General features: G+C 71.0%; 15 protein-coding genes, 1 tRNA gene and 1 riboswitch. Of the genes, 8 read left to right on the forward strand and 8 right to left on the reverse strand.

What is annotated here, in order from left to right; translation table 11 throughout:
* Positions 1 to 570: 570 nt before the first annotated feature.
* On the forward strand, positions 571 to 1,179 hold the full coding sequence (locus tag AC156L_RS41690; RefSeq protein ID WP_330877797.1) for a hypothetical protein: 609 nt from the start codon (positions 571 to 573) through the stop codon (positions 1,177 to 1,179).
* A 109-nt stretch (positions 1,180 to 1,288) separates the two neighbouring features.
* On the opposite strand, the gene AC156L_RS41695 is transcribed toward AC156L_RS41690, so the two are convergent.
* The 5 genes from AC156L_RS41695 to AC156L_RS41715 form a co-directional block, all read right to left on the reverse strand.
* Positions 1,289 to 2,524, reverse strand: coding sequence for a beta-ketoacyl-[acyl-carrier-protein] synthase family protein (locus AC156L_RS41695; RefSeq protein ID WP_330877796.1), 1,236 nt, complete (start codon positions 2,522 to 2,524; stop codon positions 1,289 to 1,291).
* Entirely contained in the window at positions 2,521 to 2,760 is a 240-nt protein-coding gene (locus AC156L_RS41700) for an acyl carrier protein (protein ID WP_259621948.1), read from the reverse strand. Before AC156L_RS41700 ends, AC156L_RS41695 begins: the two co-directional genes overlap by 4 nt.
* Positions 2,761 to 2,836: 76 nt before the next feature.
* Complete coding sequence (locus AC156L_RS41705) at positions 2,837 to 3,814, reverse strand: beta-ketoacyl-ACP synthase III (RefSeq protein ID WP_330877795.1); 978 nt, start codon at positions 3,812 to 3,814, stop codon at positions 2,837 to 2,839.
* On the reverse strand, positions 3,811 to 4,740 hold the full coding sequence (locus AC156L_RS41710) for an ACP S-malonyltransferase (RefSeq protein WP_330877794.1): 930 nt from the start codon (positions 4,738 to 4,740) through the stop codon (positions 3,811 to 3,813). The genes AC156L_RS41705 and AC156L_RS41710 overlap by 4 nt, the downstream gene beginning before the upstream one ends.
* 204 nt (positions 4,741 to 4,944) lie before the next feature.
* Positions 4,945 to 6,147, reverse strand: a complete 1,203-nt coding sequence (locus tag AC156L_RS41715) for a PucR family transcriptional regulator (protein ID WP_330877793.1) — start codon at positions 6,145 to 6,147, stop codon at positions 4,945 to 4,947.
* 96 nt (positions 6,148 to 6,243) lie between these two features.
* Between AC156L_RS41715 and AC156L_RS41720 the strand changes: the two genes are divergently transcribed.
* Together AC156L_RS41720 and AC156L_RS41725 are read left to right on the forward strand one after the other, a co-directional pair.
* On the forward strand, positions 6,244 to 7,761 hold the full coding sequence (locus AC156L_RS41720) for an alpha/beta fold hydrolase (RefSeq protein WP_330877792.1): 1,518 nt from the start codon (positions 6,244 to 6,246) through the stop codon (positions 7,759 to 7,761).
* A gap of 200 nt (positions 7,762 to 7,961) precedes the next feature.
* Positions 7,962 to 8,756 carry a mechanosensitive ion channel family protein gene (locus AC156L_RS41725; RefSeq protein WP_330877791.1) on the forward strand — a complete coding sequence of 265 codons (795 nt, stop codon included), beginning with the start codon at positions 7,962 to 7,964 and terminating at the stop codon, positions 8,754 to 8,756.
* 160 nt (positions 8,757 to 8,916) lie between these two features.
* Here the strand turns inward: AC156L_RS41725 and AC156L_RS41730 are convergent, their stop codons facing one another.
* Positions 8,917 to 9,573, reverse strand: a complete 657-nt coding sequence (locus tag AC156L_RS41730; protein ID WP_330877790.1) for an LPXTG cell wall anchor domain-containing protein — start codon at positions 9,571 to 9,573, stop codon at positions 8,917 to 8,919.
* A gap of 241 nt (positions 9,574 to 9,814) precedes the next feature.
* Positions 9,815 to 11,077 carry a phytase gene (locus AC156L_RS41735; protein ID WP_330877789.1) on the reverse strand — a complete coding sequence of 421 codons (1,263 nt, stop codon included), beginning with the start codon at positions 11,075 to 11,077 and terminating at the stop codon, positions 9,815 to 9,817.
* Between the two features lie 114 nt (positions 11,078 to 11,191).
* A riboswitch (FMN riboswitch) is annotated at positions 11,192 to 11,320 on the forward strand.
* Positions 11,321 to 11,393: 73 nt separating this feature from the next.
* On the opposite strand from AC156L_RS41735, the gene pnuC reads away from it, so the two are divergent.
* Positions 11,394 to 12,023: a nicotinamide riboside transporter PnuC gene (gene pnuC, locus AC156L_RS41740; RefSeq protein ID WP_330877788.1), complete on the forward strand. Its 630-nt coding sequence runs from the start codon at positions 11,394 to 11,396 to the stop codon at positions 12,021 to 12,023.
* A gap of 49 nt (positions 12,024 to 12,072) precedes the next feature.
* Here the strand turns inward: pnuC and aceE are convergent, their stop codons facing one another.
* Positions 12,073 to 14,838 carry a pyruvate dehydrogenase (acetyl-transferring), homodimeric type gene (gene aceE, locus AC156L_RS41745; protein WP_330877787.1) on the reverse strand — a complete coding sequence of 922 codons (2,766 nt, stop codon included), beginning with the start codon at positions 14,836 to 14,838 and terminating at the stop codon, positions 12,073 to 12,075.
* Between the two features lie 342 nt (positions 14,839 to 15,180).
* Here aceE and AC156L_RS41750 point away from each other — a divergent pair, with 342 nt between their 5' ends.
* The 4 genes from AC156L_RS41750 (at position 15,181) to AC156L_RS41765 (ending at position 16,941) form a co-directional block, all read left to right on the forward strand.
* Positions 15,181 to 15,612, forward strand: coding sequence for a DUF3052 domain-containing protein (locus AC156L_RS41750; protein WP_259621958.1), 432 nt, complete (start codon positions 15,181 to 15,183; stop codon positions 15,610 to 15,612).
* Between the two features lie 65 nt (positions 15,613 to 15,677).
* Positions 15,678 to 16,136, forward strand: a complete 459-nt coding sequence (locus AC156L_RS41755) for a peroxiredoxin (protein ID WP_330877786.1) — start codon at positions 15,678 to 15,680, stop codon at positions 16,134 to 16,136.
* A tRNA-Val gene (locus AC156L_RS41760) sits at positions 16,127 to 16,198 on the forward strand. The genes AC156L_RS41755 and AC156L_RS41760 overlap by 10 nt, the downstream gene beginning before the upstream one ends.
* Before the next feature lie 470 nt (positions 16,199 to 16,668).
* Positions 16,669 to 16,941 (forward strand): hypothetical protein, encoded by a 273-nt coding sequence (locus AC156L_RS41765; protein ID WP_330877785.1) that lies wholly within the window; start codon positions 16,669 to 16,671, stop codon positions 16,939 to 16,941.

Genomic DNA, 16,941 nt, shown 5'->3' on the forward strand with positions numbered 1-16,941 from the left:
GAATTACCCTCGGATTTACGACGGAGTGCAACGATCTTTGCCTAGATTCACTCGATCGCGACGTTTGTTCGGGTGTAACGCTGACCACGCGGAGGGTGGCGCAACTAAACGAAACTCTCTAGTTCAGCAACGGTCACCTCGTCCTACCTGCGGTTTCTTCCCCGTGCCCCAGAAAATCGGCCGGAGGTGGCTGGGTGCTACCCAGAGTCGCCGTCGAGCCTGTCGGGCACGTCGGGAGGACGGAGCCTTTCGTCGCGTCCCCGGTGTCCGTTCGGCGGTACGCCTTCGTCTTTGTGCAGGTGGTTGCGTCAGCAGGCTCGTTTCGAACGGGTGTCGCCGTGGTGCGCAACTCGCAGCGGTACGCACTTGCTGTGTTATTGGGTAATTCAATGGTATCCATAGGATTGTTTCTGTCACACGATTGGGATTTATGAGTAATCCTCATGCATTATTCAGTGACATCGGGGCCCTTTCGTCACCCGTATGGGTGGTTTAAAGGCTTCACCGGTGGGATACCGCTGACGGTCGGCCGGCTCGGATCGGGCCCGACCGCTGTGGCACGCTCGAACGGTGACGACCGAAGAACCGAGGCGTCCTCGCGCCCTCTGGGTCCTCCCGACGGCCCTCGTGGTGGCCGCGGGGTCCGTCGCGGGCGGCCTCCTGGTGCGCGACCTCTACACCCGGCCCGCCACCACCACGAGCGCCGGTTCCGCCACCGCGTCCGACGGCTCCCCGCCGTCCACCTCCGTGCCGCGCTCGGCCCAGCCGGGGGACCGCACCGTGCGGCTCAGCGTCGACGCCGAGCTGCACCCGGACGGCGAGCGCGTCCGGGCACTGTTCCAGCGGTACTTCGACGCCATCAACGCCCGCGACTACCAGTCGTGGAGCGGGGCGGTCACCGCGGAGTTCTCCCGCAGGCTGCGCGCACCGCAGTGGCGGGCCAACTACGAGACGACGTCCGACGGCACCGTCCTGGTCCAGCGGATCGACGCCTCCTCCGGCGAACGGCTCCGCGTGCTGGCCAGCTTCGTCAGCGTCCAGGACGTCACCAGGGCACCCGCCGAGCTGCCGGTCGACTGCATCCGCTGGCGCGTCGTCTACCCGCTGCGCGAGGAGGACGGCACCCTCCGCGTCGACATGGGCCCCGAGAGCCACACCCCGCAGTTCGAGGCCTGCTGACCCGAACGCAGGCGTGGCCCGCCTCCACGGGGGAGACGGGCCACGCCGGTCGAGCGGGAGCACCGCGCCCGCCGGTCCACCGCGAGCCCGCGGTGGACCGGCGGGGTCGCTAGGCGGTCGTGAACGCGAGCGCCACGTTGTGCCCGCCGAAGCCGAACGAGTCGTTGATCGCCGCATCCAGCTTGATCTTGCGGGGCTCGCCCGCGACGACGTCGAGTTCGACGGCCGGGTCGAGGTTGTCCAGGTTGAGCGTCTGCGGCACGATCCCGTCCCGCAGCGACAGCACCGTGATGATGGCCTCCACCGCGCCCGCCGCACCCAGCATGTGGCCGAGCGCGCCCTTCGGCGCGGTCAGCACCGGGTGGTCGCCGATCGCCTTGCGCACGGCGACGGTCTCCGCCACGTCGCCCACCGGGGTGGACGTCGCGTGGCAGTTCACGTGGCCGATGTCGCCGCCGGTCAGCCCGGCGGTGCGCATGGCTGCCGCCATGGCCCGGGACTGGCCGACGCCCTCGGGGTCCGGAGCGGTGATGTGGTAGCCGTCGGAGCTGGTGCCGATGCCCGCGAGACGGCCGTAGACCTTGGCGCCGCGAGCGGCCGCGAAGTCCGCGCGCTCCAGCACCATGATCCCGGAACCCTCGCCGAGCACGAAGCCGTCGCGGCCCGTGTCGAACGGCCGGGAGGCCCCCGCCGGGTCGTCGTTGCGGGTGCTCATGGTGCGGGCCTGCGAGAACCCGGCCACCGGGATGGCGCAGATGCACGCTTCCGCGCCTCCGGCCACCACGACGTCGGCTTCGCCGCTGCGGATCATCCGCCACGCCCACGCGAGCGCCTCGGCGCCCGACGCGCAGGCCGAGACCGGCGCGTGCACCCCGGCCTGCGCCTTGAACTCCAGGCCCACGTGCGCGGCCGGGCCGTTCGGCATCAGCATCGGGATGGTGAGGGGCGAGACCTTGCGCAGGCCGTGCTCCTCCAGCAGGTCGTCCTGGTTCAGCAGGGTCATCGCGCCACCGATGCCGGTGCCGACGATCACCGCCAGCCGTTCCCGGTCCACGGTGCCGTCGCCGTGCCCGGCGTCCGCCCACGCCTGGCGAGCGGCGATCATGGCCACCTGCTCGCTGCGGTCGAGCCGTCGGGCTTCGACCCTGGGGAGCACCTCGGTCGGTTCGACCGCGAGCTTCGCGGCGATCCTCACCGGCAGGTCGAAGCGCTCGACCCAGTCCATGTCGATCGTGGACACGCCGCTGCGACCGGCGAGCAGCGCGTCCCACGTGGAGGCGACATCGCCACCGAGCGGGGTGGTGGCACCCAGCCCGGTGACGACGACGTCGTGGTTAGTGGTCATGCCTTGCCGGCGATGTAGGACACCGCATCGCCCACGGTCTTGAGGTTGGCCAGCTCGTCGTCCGGGATCTTCACGCCGAACTTGTCCTCGGCCTGCACGGCGATCTCCACCATGGACAGCGAGTCGATGTCCAGGTCGTCCACAAAGGACTTCTCGGCCGTCACGTCGTCCGCGGCCACACCGGCGACCTCTTCGACGATCTCGGCAAGCCCCTTCTGGATGTCCTCGTTGCTCACTGAAAATCCCTTCCTTCGTGCATCGGACGGCTGGAACGGCTGTCCCGTCCCGCCGGAACACTGTTGGGGCCCGACATCACGGGCACCGGACGACCTGCCCCGCGTAGGACAGGCCCGCACCGAAGCCCACGAGCAGCACCACGTCACCGCTGGAGATCTCGCCCGCCGCCCGCAGGTGGTCGAGCGCCATCGGCACCGAGGCCGACGAGGTGTTGCCCGACTCCACGATGTCACGTGCGACGACCATGTCCTCACGCGCACCCTTGGCGCGCAGGCGCTTCGCGATCAGCTCGATGATCCGGAGGTTGGCCTGGTGCGGCACGAACACGTCCACGTCGGACAGCTCCAGGCCCGCCAGCTCGACCGCGCGGATCGCCACGGGGGCGATCTGGGTGGTCGCCCAGCGGAAGACCGCCTGGCCCTCCTGGTGGATCGAGGAGTTGCGGTCGGCGATGGCGATGGCGTCCGCCATGTCGCCCGCGCTCCCCCACACGACCGGCCCGATGGCCGGTTCGTCGCCCGCGCCGACGACGACGGCGCCCGCCGCGTCGGCGAAGATGATCGCGGTGGACCGGTCGGTCGGGTCCACCCAGTCGGTGAGCTTCTCGGCCCCGATGACCAGCACGTTCTTCGCGCTGCCCGATCGGACCATGTCGGAGGCGGTGGCCAGGGCGTAGCAGAACCCGGCGCACGCGGCGTTCACGTCGAACGCGCCGACGGCCTTCGCGCCGAGGCGCTCGGCGACCTGGGCCGCCGCGTTCGGTATCGGCGACGGCATGGTGCAGGTCGCGACGATGACCGCGCCGACGTCGGCGGGCTGGAGGCCGGAGTCGGCGATGGCCTTCGCGCCCGCCTCCACGGCCATGTCGACGAGCAGCTCGTCCTTGCCCGCGAAGCGCCGGTTGACGATGCCGACCCGCTCGCGCACCCACTCGTCGTTGGTGTCCATGACCTTCGCGAGGTCGTGGTTGCTCACGATCGTCTCGGGCTGGTAGCTGCCCATCCCGAGGATGCGCGTGCCCGTCAGGGCCGCGGGCAGGGTGAAGGCGGTCATCGGGACGCCTCCGCGGTGGCCAGGAGCTCGGCGACCTTGTCGAGGTGCTCCGGAGTCTTCAACGCCAAGGTGGGGGTGCCCTTCAACTCGCGCTTGGCCAAGCCCGTCAGCGCGCCCGCGGGCGGCAGCTCGACGACCGCGTGCACGGCGTGCTCGGCCAGGGTGGCCTGGCAGGTGTCCCACCGCACGGGGCGGGTCACCTGGGCGATCAGCCGGTGCAGCACGTCCGCGCCGTCGGTGACGAGGGCACCGTCGGCGTTGGACAGCAGGGGCAGGACCGGGTCGTGCGCGGTGGTGCCCGCGGCGCGGGTCCGCAGCGCGTCCTCGGCCGTGGCCATGAACGAGGTGTGGAACGCGCCCGCGACCTGGAGCTTGCGGATCTTCGCGGTGCCGGGGGGCGACCCGACCAGCTGGTCGAGGGCCTCCAGCGGGCCCGCGGCGACGATCTGGCCCGCGCCGTTGCGGTTGGCGGGCGTGAGGCCCAGCTCGGCCAGCCTCGCCAGCACCTCGGCCTCGTCGCCGCCGAGGACGGCGGCCATCCCGGTCGGGTGCAGCGCGCACGCGGCGGCCATCTCCGACCCGCGCACCGCGGCCAGCGCCACGGCGTCGTCGGGGCTGAGCACGCCTGCCATCGCGGCGGCGGCCAGCTCGCCGACGGAGTGGCCCGCGATGATCGTGTCGGCCGGCAGTTCGACGCGCTTGCGCAGCTCCTCGAACGCGAGCAGCGCCAGCGCCACGACGAGCGGCTGGGTGATCGAGGTGTCCTTGATCTCCTCGGCCTCCGCGGTGGTGCCGAGGCGGACCAGGTCCAGGCCGGTGGCCTTGGACCAGGACGCGACCCGCTGCTCTGCGCCGTCGAGTTCGAGCCAGGGGCCGAACATGCCGGGGGTCTGCGAGCCCTGTCCGGGTGCGAGGAGTGCGATCACAGTGCAACTGAACACGGTCGGAGCCGTTCCCACTCATGCCGTCGTACACGAAGTACACGGGTCGGATTTGTAGGGTTCCTACAAAGGTTGCCGCGAAGTGTCCGGAGAACGTCGTGGCGTGTTGTGCACAGCGACCTGTGTCACCCACCAAAGGGTGCGGTGTCCGTCACACCGGGAGGGCGCAAAGCGACATTCCGGTCCCGATCACCACAAACCGCGGGCCTTCGCGAGCCGCCCGACGGACAGCGCGATGCGCAGCACGAGGGCGTCGCGGGCGTCGTGGGCGTTGCGCCCCGTCAGCTCGGTCACCCGCCGCAAGCGGTACCGGACGGTGTTGGGGTGCACGAACAGCTTGCGCGCGCACGTCTCCAGCACCCCGCCCACCTCCAGGAAGGTGTCCACGGTCTCCAGCAGCGCCCCGCTGGCCTCCTCCAGGGGCCGGGCGATGCGGTCCACGAGCTGCCACTCGGCCTCCGGGTCGCCCGCGAGCGCCCGTTCCGGGAGCAGGTCGAGCGACCGCACCGGCCGCGGCGCCGTCGGCCACCCGACGACCGCCCGCAGCCCGGACAGCGCGTCGCTGGCGCTGCGGTGCGCCTCGGCCAGGCTCGCCACGGTCGGGCCCGCCACCACGGCGCCGTCGCCGAACGCCTCGGCGATCTTGCCCAGCACGTCGCCCTCGTCGGTCTCGCCGCCCAGCACGACGACCAGCCGGGAGCCCTGCACGCTCAGCAGCACCGGCCGCCCGCTGCGGGCCGCGCGGCTGCGCACCTCGTAGACGACCGCGGGCGGGTCGTCGGACGGCGGGTTGCCCACCAGCACGGTCGCCTCGGCCGCCGGGTCCCAGCCCAGCGCGGAGGACCGCGACAGCAGCGACTCCTCGGCGTCGCCGCGCACGATCCCGTCGACCACGAGCGCCTCCAGCCGCGCGTCCCACGCGCCCCTGGCCTCCGCCGCCGTGGCGTAGGACGTGGCCGCGGAGAACGCGATCTCCCGCCCGTACCGCAGGACCCCCTCGGTCAGCCGGGCCCGCTCCTCGTCGTTCGCCGCCAGCCTCGGCAGCTGCTGCTCGAACAGCTCCAGCGCGATCCGGACCAGCTCGACGGTCTGGCGCAGGCTCACCCACCGGGAGATGTCCTTCGGGGCCGACCGGAACGCCTCGGCGGTCAGCCTGATCGCCTGGCGGGGGTCGTCCAGCCACGACACGAAGCCCGCCACGCCGTTCTGGATCAGCAGCAGCACGCTGGCGCGCTGGTCGGCGGGCATCCGGCGGAACCAGGGGAGCCTGCGCTCCATCTCCGACACGCTGGACGCGGCCAGGTCGCCCGAGGCCCGTTCCAGGTCCCGCAGCGTCGAACGCGACAGCTCGGGCCATGCCTCCTGCCCGTCCGCGGCGGCTGAGCCGGTCATGCCCCAACGATCGCACGTCCGGGTGACAGTTCGCGCCCGAGGGTCCACCCGGTCCTACGTTCGGTGCGGTGGCGCTCAACGACGGGAGGCCCGGTCGTGCGGAGTTTCGTCCCAGTCGGTCTGGCGGTGCTCACCGTGCTCGCCACGGCGGCCCCGCCCTCCGCCGCGGGGTCCGGCCCACCGGACCCGCTCGCGGAGTTCCTCGACCAGAAACCGGCCTGGGGGCCGTGCCTCGACGTCCTGGAGTGCGCGACCGTCGTCGTGCCGCTGGACTACCGCGACGTCGGCGCGGGCCGCCTGTCCCTGTCGATCAGCCGCAAGAAGGCGACCGGGGCCCGGCGCGGCGTGCTCGTCCTGAACCCCGGCGGTCCCGGCGGGTCCGGTGTCCGGATGCCCGCGTTCCTCGCGACCACGGCGCTGGCGGGGTCCTACGACCTGATCGGCTTCGACCCGAGGGGAGTCGGGGGCTCGACCCCGCTCACCTGCGCGGTGGTGCCCGAGATCGCCACGCCCGACTCGCGCCCGCCGGACTCGGAGTTCCCGAAGTGGGCCGCCGAGGCGCGGGCCGCGGAGGACTCCTGCGAGCGGTCCGCAGGCGGCGTGCGCCGGTACGTCAACACGGCGAACTCCGCGCGGGACGTGGACGTCATCCGCGCCGTCCTGGGCGAGCAGCGGATCAACTACCTCGGCTACTCCTACGGCACGTACCTCGGCGCCGTCTACGGCTCGCTGTTCCCCCGGCACCTGGACCGCACCGTCCTCGACTCCTCGGTGCACCCGGAGCGGCTGTGGCACGGGCAGCTCAAGGGCCAGGCGATCGCCACCCGGCGCAACGTCGACCTCTGGGCCGAGTGGGCCGCGGGGGAGAACAGGGTGCCCCGGCTCGGCGCGAACGCCGCCGAGGTGCTGGCGACCGTCGAGAAGGTCTCCGCGCGCCTCGCGGTCGAACCGGTCGGCGGCCACGACCGGACCGAGTTCGACGCGGCCGTCGGCGTCGGCGCCCGGTTCCGCCCGCTGTGGGCCGACCTCGCGGACGTGGTGGACGAGCTGGCCGCGGGGGCCGACCCGTGGGCGGCGGCCGAGCGCGGGGCCCGGATGGCGGCCTCGGCGCGCGAGGAGCTCCGCTCCGGCGTCTACGACACGGTCACCTGCGAGGCCGACTGGCCGCGCGACCTGGAGTCCTACTACGAGGAGATGCGGGCGTTCCGCGACCGCTACCCGTACGGCCTCGGCGTCGTGCGCGCCGCGCCGACCGCGTGCACCTTCCGGACCTTCACCCCGTCCGAGCCGATGGTCCCGCTCGCGCGCGACGGCTACCCCGTCGGCGTGGTCGTGCAGGCCGAGGGCGACACGCGCACCCTGTACGAGGGCGGGCCAGCGATGGCCGCGGCGCTGGGCGACAACCTGCTCACCGTCCTGGACGAGGGCAAGCACGGGATCTACGGCAGCGGCAACGCCTGCGTGGACGCGGCCGTCGACCGGTACCTGATCGACGGCGTCCTGCCGGGCAACAGCTCCACCTGCCCCGGCGACCCCCGGCCCGACCCCGCGCACACCGTCACTCGATCGGTTGAATCCTTTTTGGATGAGGTGGATCACCGGTTCGGTCGCTGAACGGAGAACCGCCCGGCGCCGCCGGCGCCGGGCGGTTCCCTCTCCCCGGTCCCCACCGGTCCGTCCACTGTGAACCGAAAATGTGAAGAACGCCAGTTGGTCACCCTTTCGTGCCAGCGCGCCGAATTGCCCACCGGTCCGCGTTCGGGAAACCATCTCCCCCGTCACTGAACAGGCAACGAAGAGGTAAGGAGGGCGTCGTGGGCTCCCAGATCACCGAAGGTCTTGGACAGGCCTGGGCCATGATCGCCACTTTCGTGCCGAAGCTCCTGGGCTTCGCGCTCGTCATGCTGGTTGGTTGGTTCATCGCGAAGGCGTTGTCGAAGGCCGTCGGCTTCCTGTTGAAGCGGGTCGGTTTCGACCGCCTGGTCGACAGGTCCGGCCTCGGCTCGATGATGGCGCAGTCCCCCGTGGACGCGTCCGGCCTGATCGTCAAGCTCGTCTACTACTTCGTGCTGCTGATCGCGCTCCAGCTCGCGTTCGGCGTCTTCGGCACCGACAACGCCGTGAGCGCGCTGCTCAACGACGTCATCGCCTACCTGCCGCGGATCGTGGTGGCGCTGGTGCTCGTCCTGGTGGCCTCGGCCATCGCCAAGGCCGTGCAGGGCCTCGTGACCGGCGCGCTCGGCGGCCGGTCGTACACGAGGGTGCTCGGCACGATCACCTACGGCTTCATCATGGCGCTCGGCGTCATCGCCGCGCTGAACCAGCTCGGCATCGCCGTCTCGGTGACCATGCCGGTGCTGATCGCCGTGCTCGCGACGGTCGCGGGCGTCATCGTCATCGGTGTCGGCGGCGGCCTCATCCGCCCCATGCAGCAGCGCTGGGAGGGTTGGCTGACCCGCGTGCAGGACGAGGCCGCCCTGACCGCCCCGGCGCCGCGCCGCTCGCAGGAGCCGGTGGCGGCGGGCACCCGCCGCCACGCCACCGCGCCACCCGCGGGGTCGGACACCCCGACGCCGCCCGCGGGGATGCCGATGCCGTCCGGCGAGTAGTCCGCGCCGTCCTCCACCGACGAGGGCCGTCCCGCCGACGCGGGACGGCCCTCGTGGCGTTCACGGCTCACGTCCGCCGTCGGTCCACTTCGGCCGGACGTGCGAACAGGGCGCCCCCACCGCGAGGTGGGAGCGCCCTGTTCGGGTGGAGCGGGTGGTGCTAGGCGGCGCGCTTGCGGCGCACCACGAACACCGCACCGGCACCGGCGCCGACGAGGCCGAGGCCCGCCAGCAGCGCCCAACCGGGCGAGGCACCGGTGGAGGCCAGCGGCGGCTGGGCCTCGCCGCCACCGCCCGCGACCGGGGTCGTGGTGGTGGTGACGGGCACGGTCTCGGACGAGGAGGACGCGGGCGTCGTGGTGGTGGTCACCTCGGCGGGAGGCGTGCTCTCACTCGTCGAGCTGGGAGGAGTGGTCTCCACCGGCGACGTCGTGGTGGTCGTGGTGGGGGTCGTGCTGCTGGACGACGTGGGCTTCACGCACGCGTCGACCTTGTGCGTCTTGGAGTAGTTGTGCTGGTTGCCGTCCGAGGCCTTCACGGTGATGGTGAAGGTGTGGGCGACGTCGCCCGGAGTGGTCCAGGACTTCTCGTAGCTGTCGCCGAACGACGTGTTGACCAGTTCGGTCTCGCCGTCCTTGACCACGATGGTGTTGCCCTGCCGGGCGTAGGCCTTGAGTTTCACGCTCACCACGGCCTTGTCCGCGACGCACTCGGCCTTGGAGGTCGGCGTGTGCGCGGAAGCCGGGATCGCCAGTGCCAACAGGGCCAGACCGGAGGTGGCGGCCACCGTGATCGCACCGAGAACTCTGCCTGCCATGTGGTCTCCCGCTCTGAATACATGCAAGATCACAAGAAGTGAAATGCGATGAGACTCACCCTTGTGGGTGATACAGCACGCGACCGTAGCAACCCCTACAAGTCCTCAGGTCGCTGTTTGGCAACGCTCTGATCACGGGTGGATCAGCGAGCGATATTTAAACACCCGTTAAGGTAAAAGCGAGGTCGCGTCACGTCGACTCGTTGTGAGTGGAGCGCCACGCGCAGGTCAACAGGTGTCCCTAGTGGACGACGTCGCCCCAGCTGACGTAGGAGAAGCCGGTCGTGGCCTGGTCGCCGACCGCCGGGCGGCGCTCGCCGTCGTGCACGACCAGCAGCCCCTCGCGGTACCCGCGGCCCAGGTCGGCCGTGACGACCTGGGCGCCGTCGGAGTGCTCCACCGAGTCCAGACCGCGGCCCGCGCCCACCACGAAGTCGCCCAGCACCCTGTTGCGCCCCGTCCGCTCGTACCGCACGAACCGCGAGTCGCCCTGGCTGGACGCGATCAGCTCACCGCCGCCTCCCCGCCCCTCGGCGATCGTCAGGCCCTCGGCGTCCGCGCTGAGCCACTCGCCCCCGAAACCGGGGTCCGGACCGTCCGGCACGCACTCCTCGGTGGCCTCGTCGTACCGCTGGGGCGCCCCGAAGGAGCGAACGACGTCCACCAGTTCGGGGGAACCGAAACCGCTCACCCGCACGGGGATCCGCCAGATCCCCACGTCCTCCTGCGCCACGTAGGCGACGCCGTGCGCGGAGTCCACGACCATCCCCTCGGCCTGCGGCCGGTCGCCGGGGTCGCCGCACGGGGTCCACGTCGTGCCGTCCGGCAGGGGGAAGCTCGACGGCAGGTCCACGGTGGACACGACCTCCGTGCCGACCGTGCCCGCCCGCCCCGGCACGACGTGCAGCAGCGCGATCCGGGTCTCGCTGCGCCGGTTGGTCAGCACCAGCGGGGTGCCGGTGCGCCGGTCGACCCCCGCCGCCAGCCCGTAGGCGTTGCGCTGGTCGTCGACGGCCGCCTCCGAGGCGGAGAACACCGGCTTCGCGGCGGGGTCGGTCACGTCGGAGAGCACCGTCGAGCCCACCGCCGACCCGCGACCGTCGACCTCGTAGACCCGGATCCGGTCGCGCCCCCGGTCGCTCACGAACGCGAGGTCGCGCTTCCGGCCGCCGACCGCGACACCGGACAGCACGTCGACGTTGTTGAACCGGCCCGGCTTGGCCCCCGGCGTCGGCGCGGGCGGCGCCGGGTAGGTGCCCAGCGTGCGCCCGCGGAGGTCGAACGCCGCCAGCCCGCCCTCCTTCAGGGTGCCGAGCACGACCGTGCGCTCCGGCCTGCTCGGGTGCACCCAGACGGCGGGGTCGTCGGCGTCGGAGTTGGCCGGGTCGGCGGAGGGGTCGTCCACGAACGCGCGGGTCTGCGCGGTCGGCACGACCACCGCGGGCGTGGCGGGAACGGGCGCCAGCAGCAGCACCAGGGGGAGCACCAGCGAGGTGGGGACCATGCTGGGGACGCTAGTGAGCCGGGGTGAACGCGCGGTGTACGGCGAACGAGTGCCACGCGTCACAAACGAGGACGGAACACCGGATCCGCGCGACGATGTTCGAGCAATCAGGAGACGTGCGTTCCGGGGTCGGTGGAAGTCCGAACCGGTGGTGACAGCCCACGACCCGCGAGCCCCGTGGCCCGCGGTTGACCCGGTGGAACTCCGGGGCCGACGGTGAGAGTCCGGATGAGAGGCGCGCACGCCACCGGTGTCCGGCGCGCCCGTGCACCGGTGCCGCGCCACGCCCCGGACCGCCCTGGGGATGGAGGACGCGGTGCACGTGTTGCTGGAGCAGGGTTTCACCGTTCTGGGGCAGAGGATCGCCTACGCCGAGTTCTTCGGCCAGGTGTTCGCGCTGGCCGTGGTCTTCCTGGCGCAGCGCCGGTCCCTCTGGACGTGGCCGGTCCAACTGGCCTCCGTCGCACTGCTGTTCACCGTCTACCTGTCCGCCCAGCTCGGCGGGCTGGCGATCCGGCAGGTCGTCGTCGGCCTCATCGCCCTCTACGGCTGGTACGCGTGGCTGCGCAGGCGCGACCCGGTGTTCGGCGTCGTCGTGCGCAAGGGGTCCACCGGCGAGCGGATCGCCGTCGTGGCCGCGTTCGTGCTCGGCACGGTCGCCTTCGCGCTGCTGCTCGACGCCCTGGACGCCTCGTGGGCGCCCTGGCCGGACGCCGCCATCTTCGTCGGCACCGTCCTGGCGTTCGCGCTCCAGGGCTTCGGCCTGGTCGAGTTCTGGATCGTCTGGCTCGCGGTCGACGCCATCGGCGTGCCGCTCCAGATCCGGTCCGGCCTGTACTTCAGCGCCCTGATCTACACCGTGTTCGCCGTCCTGGTGGTCCGCGGCTGGCTCGACTGGAACCGGGCGGCCAAGCAGCGCGCCACCGCCGTCCGGGCCACCGCCTGAGACGCCTCGGGGGGAGTCCCGCGAACGGGACTCCCCCCGAGGTACCCGACTACGCGAGACCGGCGTCGCCCGTCGACGGCCCGGCCGCCATGACGTCGTCGATCCGGTACTGCCGCGCGGCCTTCACGACCAGGGCCGGGTCGATCTCGCCGCGCTTGGCCAGCGCGGCCAGCGTCGCGACGATGATCGACTCCTTGTCGACCAGGAAGTGCCTGCGCGCGGCAGGGCGGGTGTCGGAGAAGCCGAACCCGTCGGTGCCGAGCGTGTGCATGTCCGTCGGCACGTACGGGCGGATGAGGTCCGGAACGGCCTTCATCCAGTCCGACACGGCGATGACGGGACCCGTGGACTCGGAGAGCACCTTCGTCACGTACGGGACGCGGGGCTCGTTCTCCGGGTGCAGCAGGTTCTCCCGCTCGATCTCCACCGCTTCGCGGCGCAGCTCCGAGTACGAGGTCGCGGACCACACGTCGGCCCGCACACCCCACTCCTCGGCCAGGACGCGCTGGGCGTCGATCGCCCACGGCATCGCCACACCGGACGCCAGGAGCTGCGCGCGGGGGCCCTCGCCGTCCGCGGCCGCCTGGTACCGGTACAGGCCGCGCAGCAGGCCCTCGACGTCGAGGCCCTCCGGCTCCGCGGGCTGCTGGTACGGCTCGTTGTAGACGGTCATGTAGTAGAAGACGTTCTCGGCGTCCTCGCCGTACATCCGCCGCAGGCCGTCCCGCACGATGTGGCCCACCTCGAACGACCACGCGGGGTCGTACGCGACCACGGCGGGGTTCGTGTGCGCCAGCAGCAGCGAGTGGCCGTCGGCGTGCTGGAGGCCCTCGCCGGTCAGCGTCGTGCGGCCCGCGGTGGCGCCGAGCACGAAGCCCCTCGCCATCTGGTCCGCCGCGGCCCACAGGCCGTCACCGGTGCGCTGGAACCCGAACATCGAGTAGAAGATGTAGATCGGGATCATCGGCTCGCCCTGCGTGGCGTAGGACGTGCCCACGGCCGTGAAGGACGCCGTCGACCCGGCCTCGTTGATGCCCTCGTGCAGGATCTGGCCCTGTTCGGACTCCTTGTACGCGAGCATCAGCTCGGCGTCCACGGAGGTGTACATCTGCCCGTTGGGGTTGTAGATCTTCTGCGACGGGAACATCGAGTCCATGCCGAAGGTCCGCGCCTCGTCCGGGATGATCGGGACGAGCCGCTTGCCGATCTCCGGGTCCTTCGCGAGGTCGCGCACGAGCCGCACGAACGCCATCGTCGTGGCGACCTGCTGCTTGCCCGAGCCCCGCTTGAGGACCTCGTAGACCTTGTCGTCGGGCAGCGTCAGCGCCTTCGCCGGGTTCCGCCGCTCCGGGACGAACCCGCCGAGCTGCTTGCGCCGCTCCAGCAGGTACTGGATCTCCGGGGAGTCCGGGCCGGGGTGGTAGTACGGCGGCAGGTAGGGGTCCTTCTCCAGCTGCTCGTCCGTGATCGGGATGCGCAGGCTGTCGCGGAACATCTTCAGGTCCGCGAGGGTCATCTTCTTCATCTGGTGCGTGGCGTTGCGCGCCGCGAAGTGCGGGCCCAGGCCGTAGCCCTTGATGGTCTTGGCGAGGATGACCGTCGGCTGGCCGTGGTGCTCCGTGGCCGCCTTGTACGCCGCGTACACCTTGCGGTAGTCGTGGCCCCCGCGCTTGAGGTTCCACACCTCGTCGTCGGTCAGGGGCGCGACGAGCTCCTTGGTCCGCGGGTCGCGGCCGAAGAAGTGCTCCTTCACGTACGCGCCGTCGTTGGCCTTGTACGTCTGGTAGTCGCCGTCGGGCGTGGTGTTCATCAGGTTCACCAGCGCGCCGTCGCGGTCGGCGTGCAGCAGCGAGTCCCACTCGCGGCCCCAGACGACCTTGATGACGTTCCAGCCCGCGCCGCGGAAGAACGACTCCAGCTCCTGGATGATCTTGCCGTTGCCGCGCACCGGCCCGTCGAGGCGCTGGAGGTTGCAGTTGACCACGAACGTCAGGTTGTCGAGCTGCTCGTTCGCCGCAAGCTGGAGCAGGCCGCGCGACTCGGGCTCGTCCATCTCGCCGTCGCCGAGGAACGCCCACACGTGCTGGTCGGACGTGTCCTTGAACCCGCGGTCCTGGAGGTAGCGGTTGAACCGCGCCTGGTAGATCGCGTTCATCGGGCCGAGGCCCATGGACACGGTGGGGAACTCCCAGAAGCCGGGCATCAGCCGCGGGTGCGGGTACGACGGCAGGCCCTTGCCGAGGCCGCCGTGCGAGTACTCCTGGCGGAACCCGTCGAGCTGGTCCTCCGTCAGCCTGCCTTCGAGGAAGGCGCGGGCGTAGACGCCGGGCGACGCGTGGCCCTGGATGAACACCTGGTCGCCGCCGCCGGGGTGGTCCTTGCCCCGGAAGAAGTGGTTGAAACCGACCTCGTAGAGGCTCGCGGAGGACGCGTAGGTCGAGATGTGACCACCGACACCCACACCCGGTCGCTGCGCGCGGTGCACCGTCATCGCCGCGTTCCAGCGGATCCAGGCCCGGTACCGGCGCTCCACCTCCTCGTCACCGGGGAACCACGGCTCCCGCTCGGTGGGGATGGTGTTCACGTAGTCCGTGCTGGTCAGGGACGGGATGCCGACGCCGCCCTCGCGCGCCTTCTCCAGGAGCCGGAGCATCAGGTAACGGGCACGCTGCTGGCCGCCACCCTTGAGCGCGGCGTCGAACGACTCCAGCCACTCCGCAGTTTCGTCCGGATCGATGTCCGGCAGGTGTGCGGCGAGACCGTCACGGATGACACGCACCCGTTCGGGGGCGGTGCCGTTGTTCTGCGGGGCCAAGGGTTCTCCTCGCCAGGGTTGCAGCCGACTTCTGCCGGCGTTCACTGCGGGTTCAGGCGGTTTACCTGTCCATGATTCCTCATCGGCGCCCGTGGGACACCCCAGACGACCCCCTACCGGCCAGTAGTTCTGGATCGTGTCCCTCGCGCGCGCGGTATGAGGTGTGTTCAGTGTGCGTCATCCGGTCGGGTGACGGTTCAGGGGGGTCGGATTGCGGCGTGTCATGAGGTCAACGGTTGCGCGGAGGCCATCTGTCAGTGTTCGCTAGCCGCGACAGGTGTTGATACATCGCGCGGCAGTCGAGTCGACTGCCGCTCTTGCGTAGTTGGAGGAGTGGAAGCCGTGGTCGCCGCGGGAGACGCCGACAAGGGCGGTGTCGCCGACAAGCTCGGGATTGCACCGGGCCAGGCAGTTCAGGAGATCGGCTGGGACGAGGACGTTGACGACGACGTTCGTGCCGCCATCGAGGAGAGGATCGGTAGCGATCTCCTCGACGAGGACGCGGACGATGTTGTGGACGTTGTCCTGTTGTGGTGGCGGGACGGTGACGGAGATCTGGTCGACGACCTGATCAACGCGACCGGTCCGCTGGCCGAGAACGGCGTGGTGTGGGTGCTGACGCCCAAGACCGGACGCCCTGGACACGTCGAGCCGAGTGAGATCGCCGAGGCGGTGCCGACCGCAGGGCTGTCCCAGACGTCCAACATCACCGTCGCCGAGGACTGGTCGGGCACGAGGCTCGTGCGCCCCAGCTCGGCGAAGGTCAAGCGCTGACCGAAGGCTGAGCACGGGCACCCCGAGACGTACGGGGGCCTGTGCTCACGCCTTCCAGGGAGATCGTGCGAGCCCCCGACTTCACCCTCAAGGACGCCAACAACCAGGTCGTGTCGTTGTCGTCCTACCGCGGTGCCTCAGCGGTGCTGCTGGTGTTCTACCCCTTCGCGTTCAGCCGCACCTGCCAGGGTGAGCTGGACGCGCTGCGGGACGGGCTGGAGGTGTACTCGGCGGCGGGCGTGGCGGTGCTGGGGATCTCGGTCGACACGCCGTACAGCCTCAAGGCGTGGTCCCTCGACCGGGGCTACCGGTTCCCGCTGCTGTCCGACTTCTGGCCGCACGGGGCCGTCGCGCGGGCCTACGGCACGTTCAACGAGGCCAAGGGCATGGCCAACCGCGGCACGTTCCTCGTGGACGTCGCCGGGGTGGTCCGGTACGCCGAGGTGAACGAACCCGGCGAACCCCGCGACCAGACGGCATGGCAGCATGCGGTTGCCGCGTTGGCGGCCGACCAGGGCGTGTAGCTCAGCGGAAGAGCACTCGGTTTACACCCGAGCGGTCGCAGGTTCGAACCCTGCCGCGCCCACGGTTCTCGGGGTGAGCCCTGTTCGCGGAATGCGCGAACGGACTCGCCCCGTCGTGTTCTCCGGGGGTGCGACCCCCAGACCCCGCCCGGCGGGCTCCGCCCCCGGACCCCCGGTGGCGGTCGCCTCGGGGTGAGGACGCTCGTCCACCGCAGTGCGCTCGGGGCTTTCCCGGATGCCGCTACGTCCTCGGTGCTCCGAACGGCGAAAGTCGGGCTGTTCGCGGGCGGGCCATCGATCCGCAGTGGAGGGGTCGACCCCTGGGGCTCGTGGATCGTGTCCGGCGCCGTGCTCCCGAGGCTGGCCCCCTCCGTCCAGGCCGGCTCGACCACTCGGCATCGACCCTCTCGAACGGGAGACGTCGGACGTCTCGGCCAACTGGAACGCGATTGATCAACATGAGGCCGTTCGGGCTCTGTACGGGAGTCCAATTCGGACGTAACTTCTCCCCATGGCGCCGAGGACGGTCACGATGGTGATTGGTCTCGCATTCCTGCTCGCCGGCCTGCTGATCATGTTCGTGCCGATGTCGTCGGACACCCCCGGCGGTTCACCCGTGTCGTGCGGCAACGCGCTGGGCATCGGTTTCGACCAGGTTGAGGTCGAGAAGATCGATCCGACGTTCGTCGGGATCTGCGAGCGGCTGCGGAACGAGCGGATGGGCTGGGCCCTGCCGATGGCGATCGGCGGAGGCGTGCTGCTGGCGGCGGGCGGGCTCGTCGGCAGACGGCGCTCCCGACACTAG

The organism is Umezawaea sp. (genome assembly GCF_057122925.1).

What these genes read in the sequence shown, in the direction of transcription:
- AC156L_RS41695 (WP_330877796.1), bottom strand. Translation starts at nt 2,524, where the DNA reads ATGACCACTAACCACGACGTCGTCGTCACCGGGCTGGGTGCCACCACC.
- AC156L_RS41705 (WP_330877795.1), bottom strand. Translation starts at nt 3,814, where the DNA reads ATGACCGCCTTCACCCTGCCCGCGGCCCTGACGGGCACGCGCATCCTC.
- AC156L_RS41715 (WP_330877793.1), bottom strand. Translation starts at nt 6,147, where the DNA reads ATGACCGGCTCAGCCGCCGCGGACGGGCAGGAGGCATGGCCCGAGCTG.
- AC156L_RS41730 (WP_330877790.1), bottom strand. Translation starts at nt 9,573, where the DNA reads ATGGCAGGCAGAGTTCTCGGTGCGATCACGGTGGCCGCCACCTCCGGT.
- AC156L_RS41735 (WP_330877789.1), bottom strand. Translation starts at nt 11,077, where the DNA reads ATGGTCCCCACCTCGCTGGTGCTCCCCCTGGTGCTGCTGCTGGCGCCC.
- AC156L_RS41765 (WP_330877785.1), top strand. Translation starts at nt 16,669, where the DNA reads ATGGTGATTGGTCTCGCATTCCTGCTCGCCGGCCTGCTGATCATGTTC.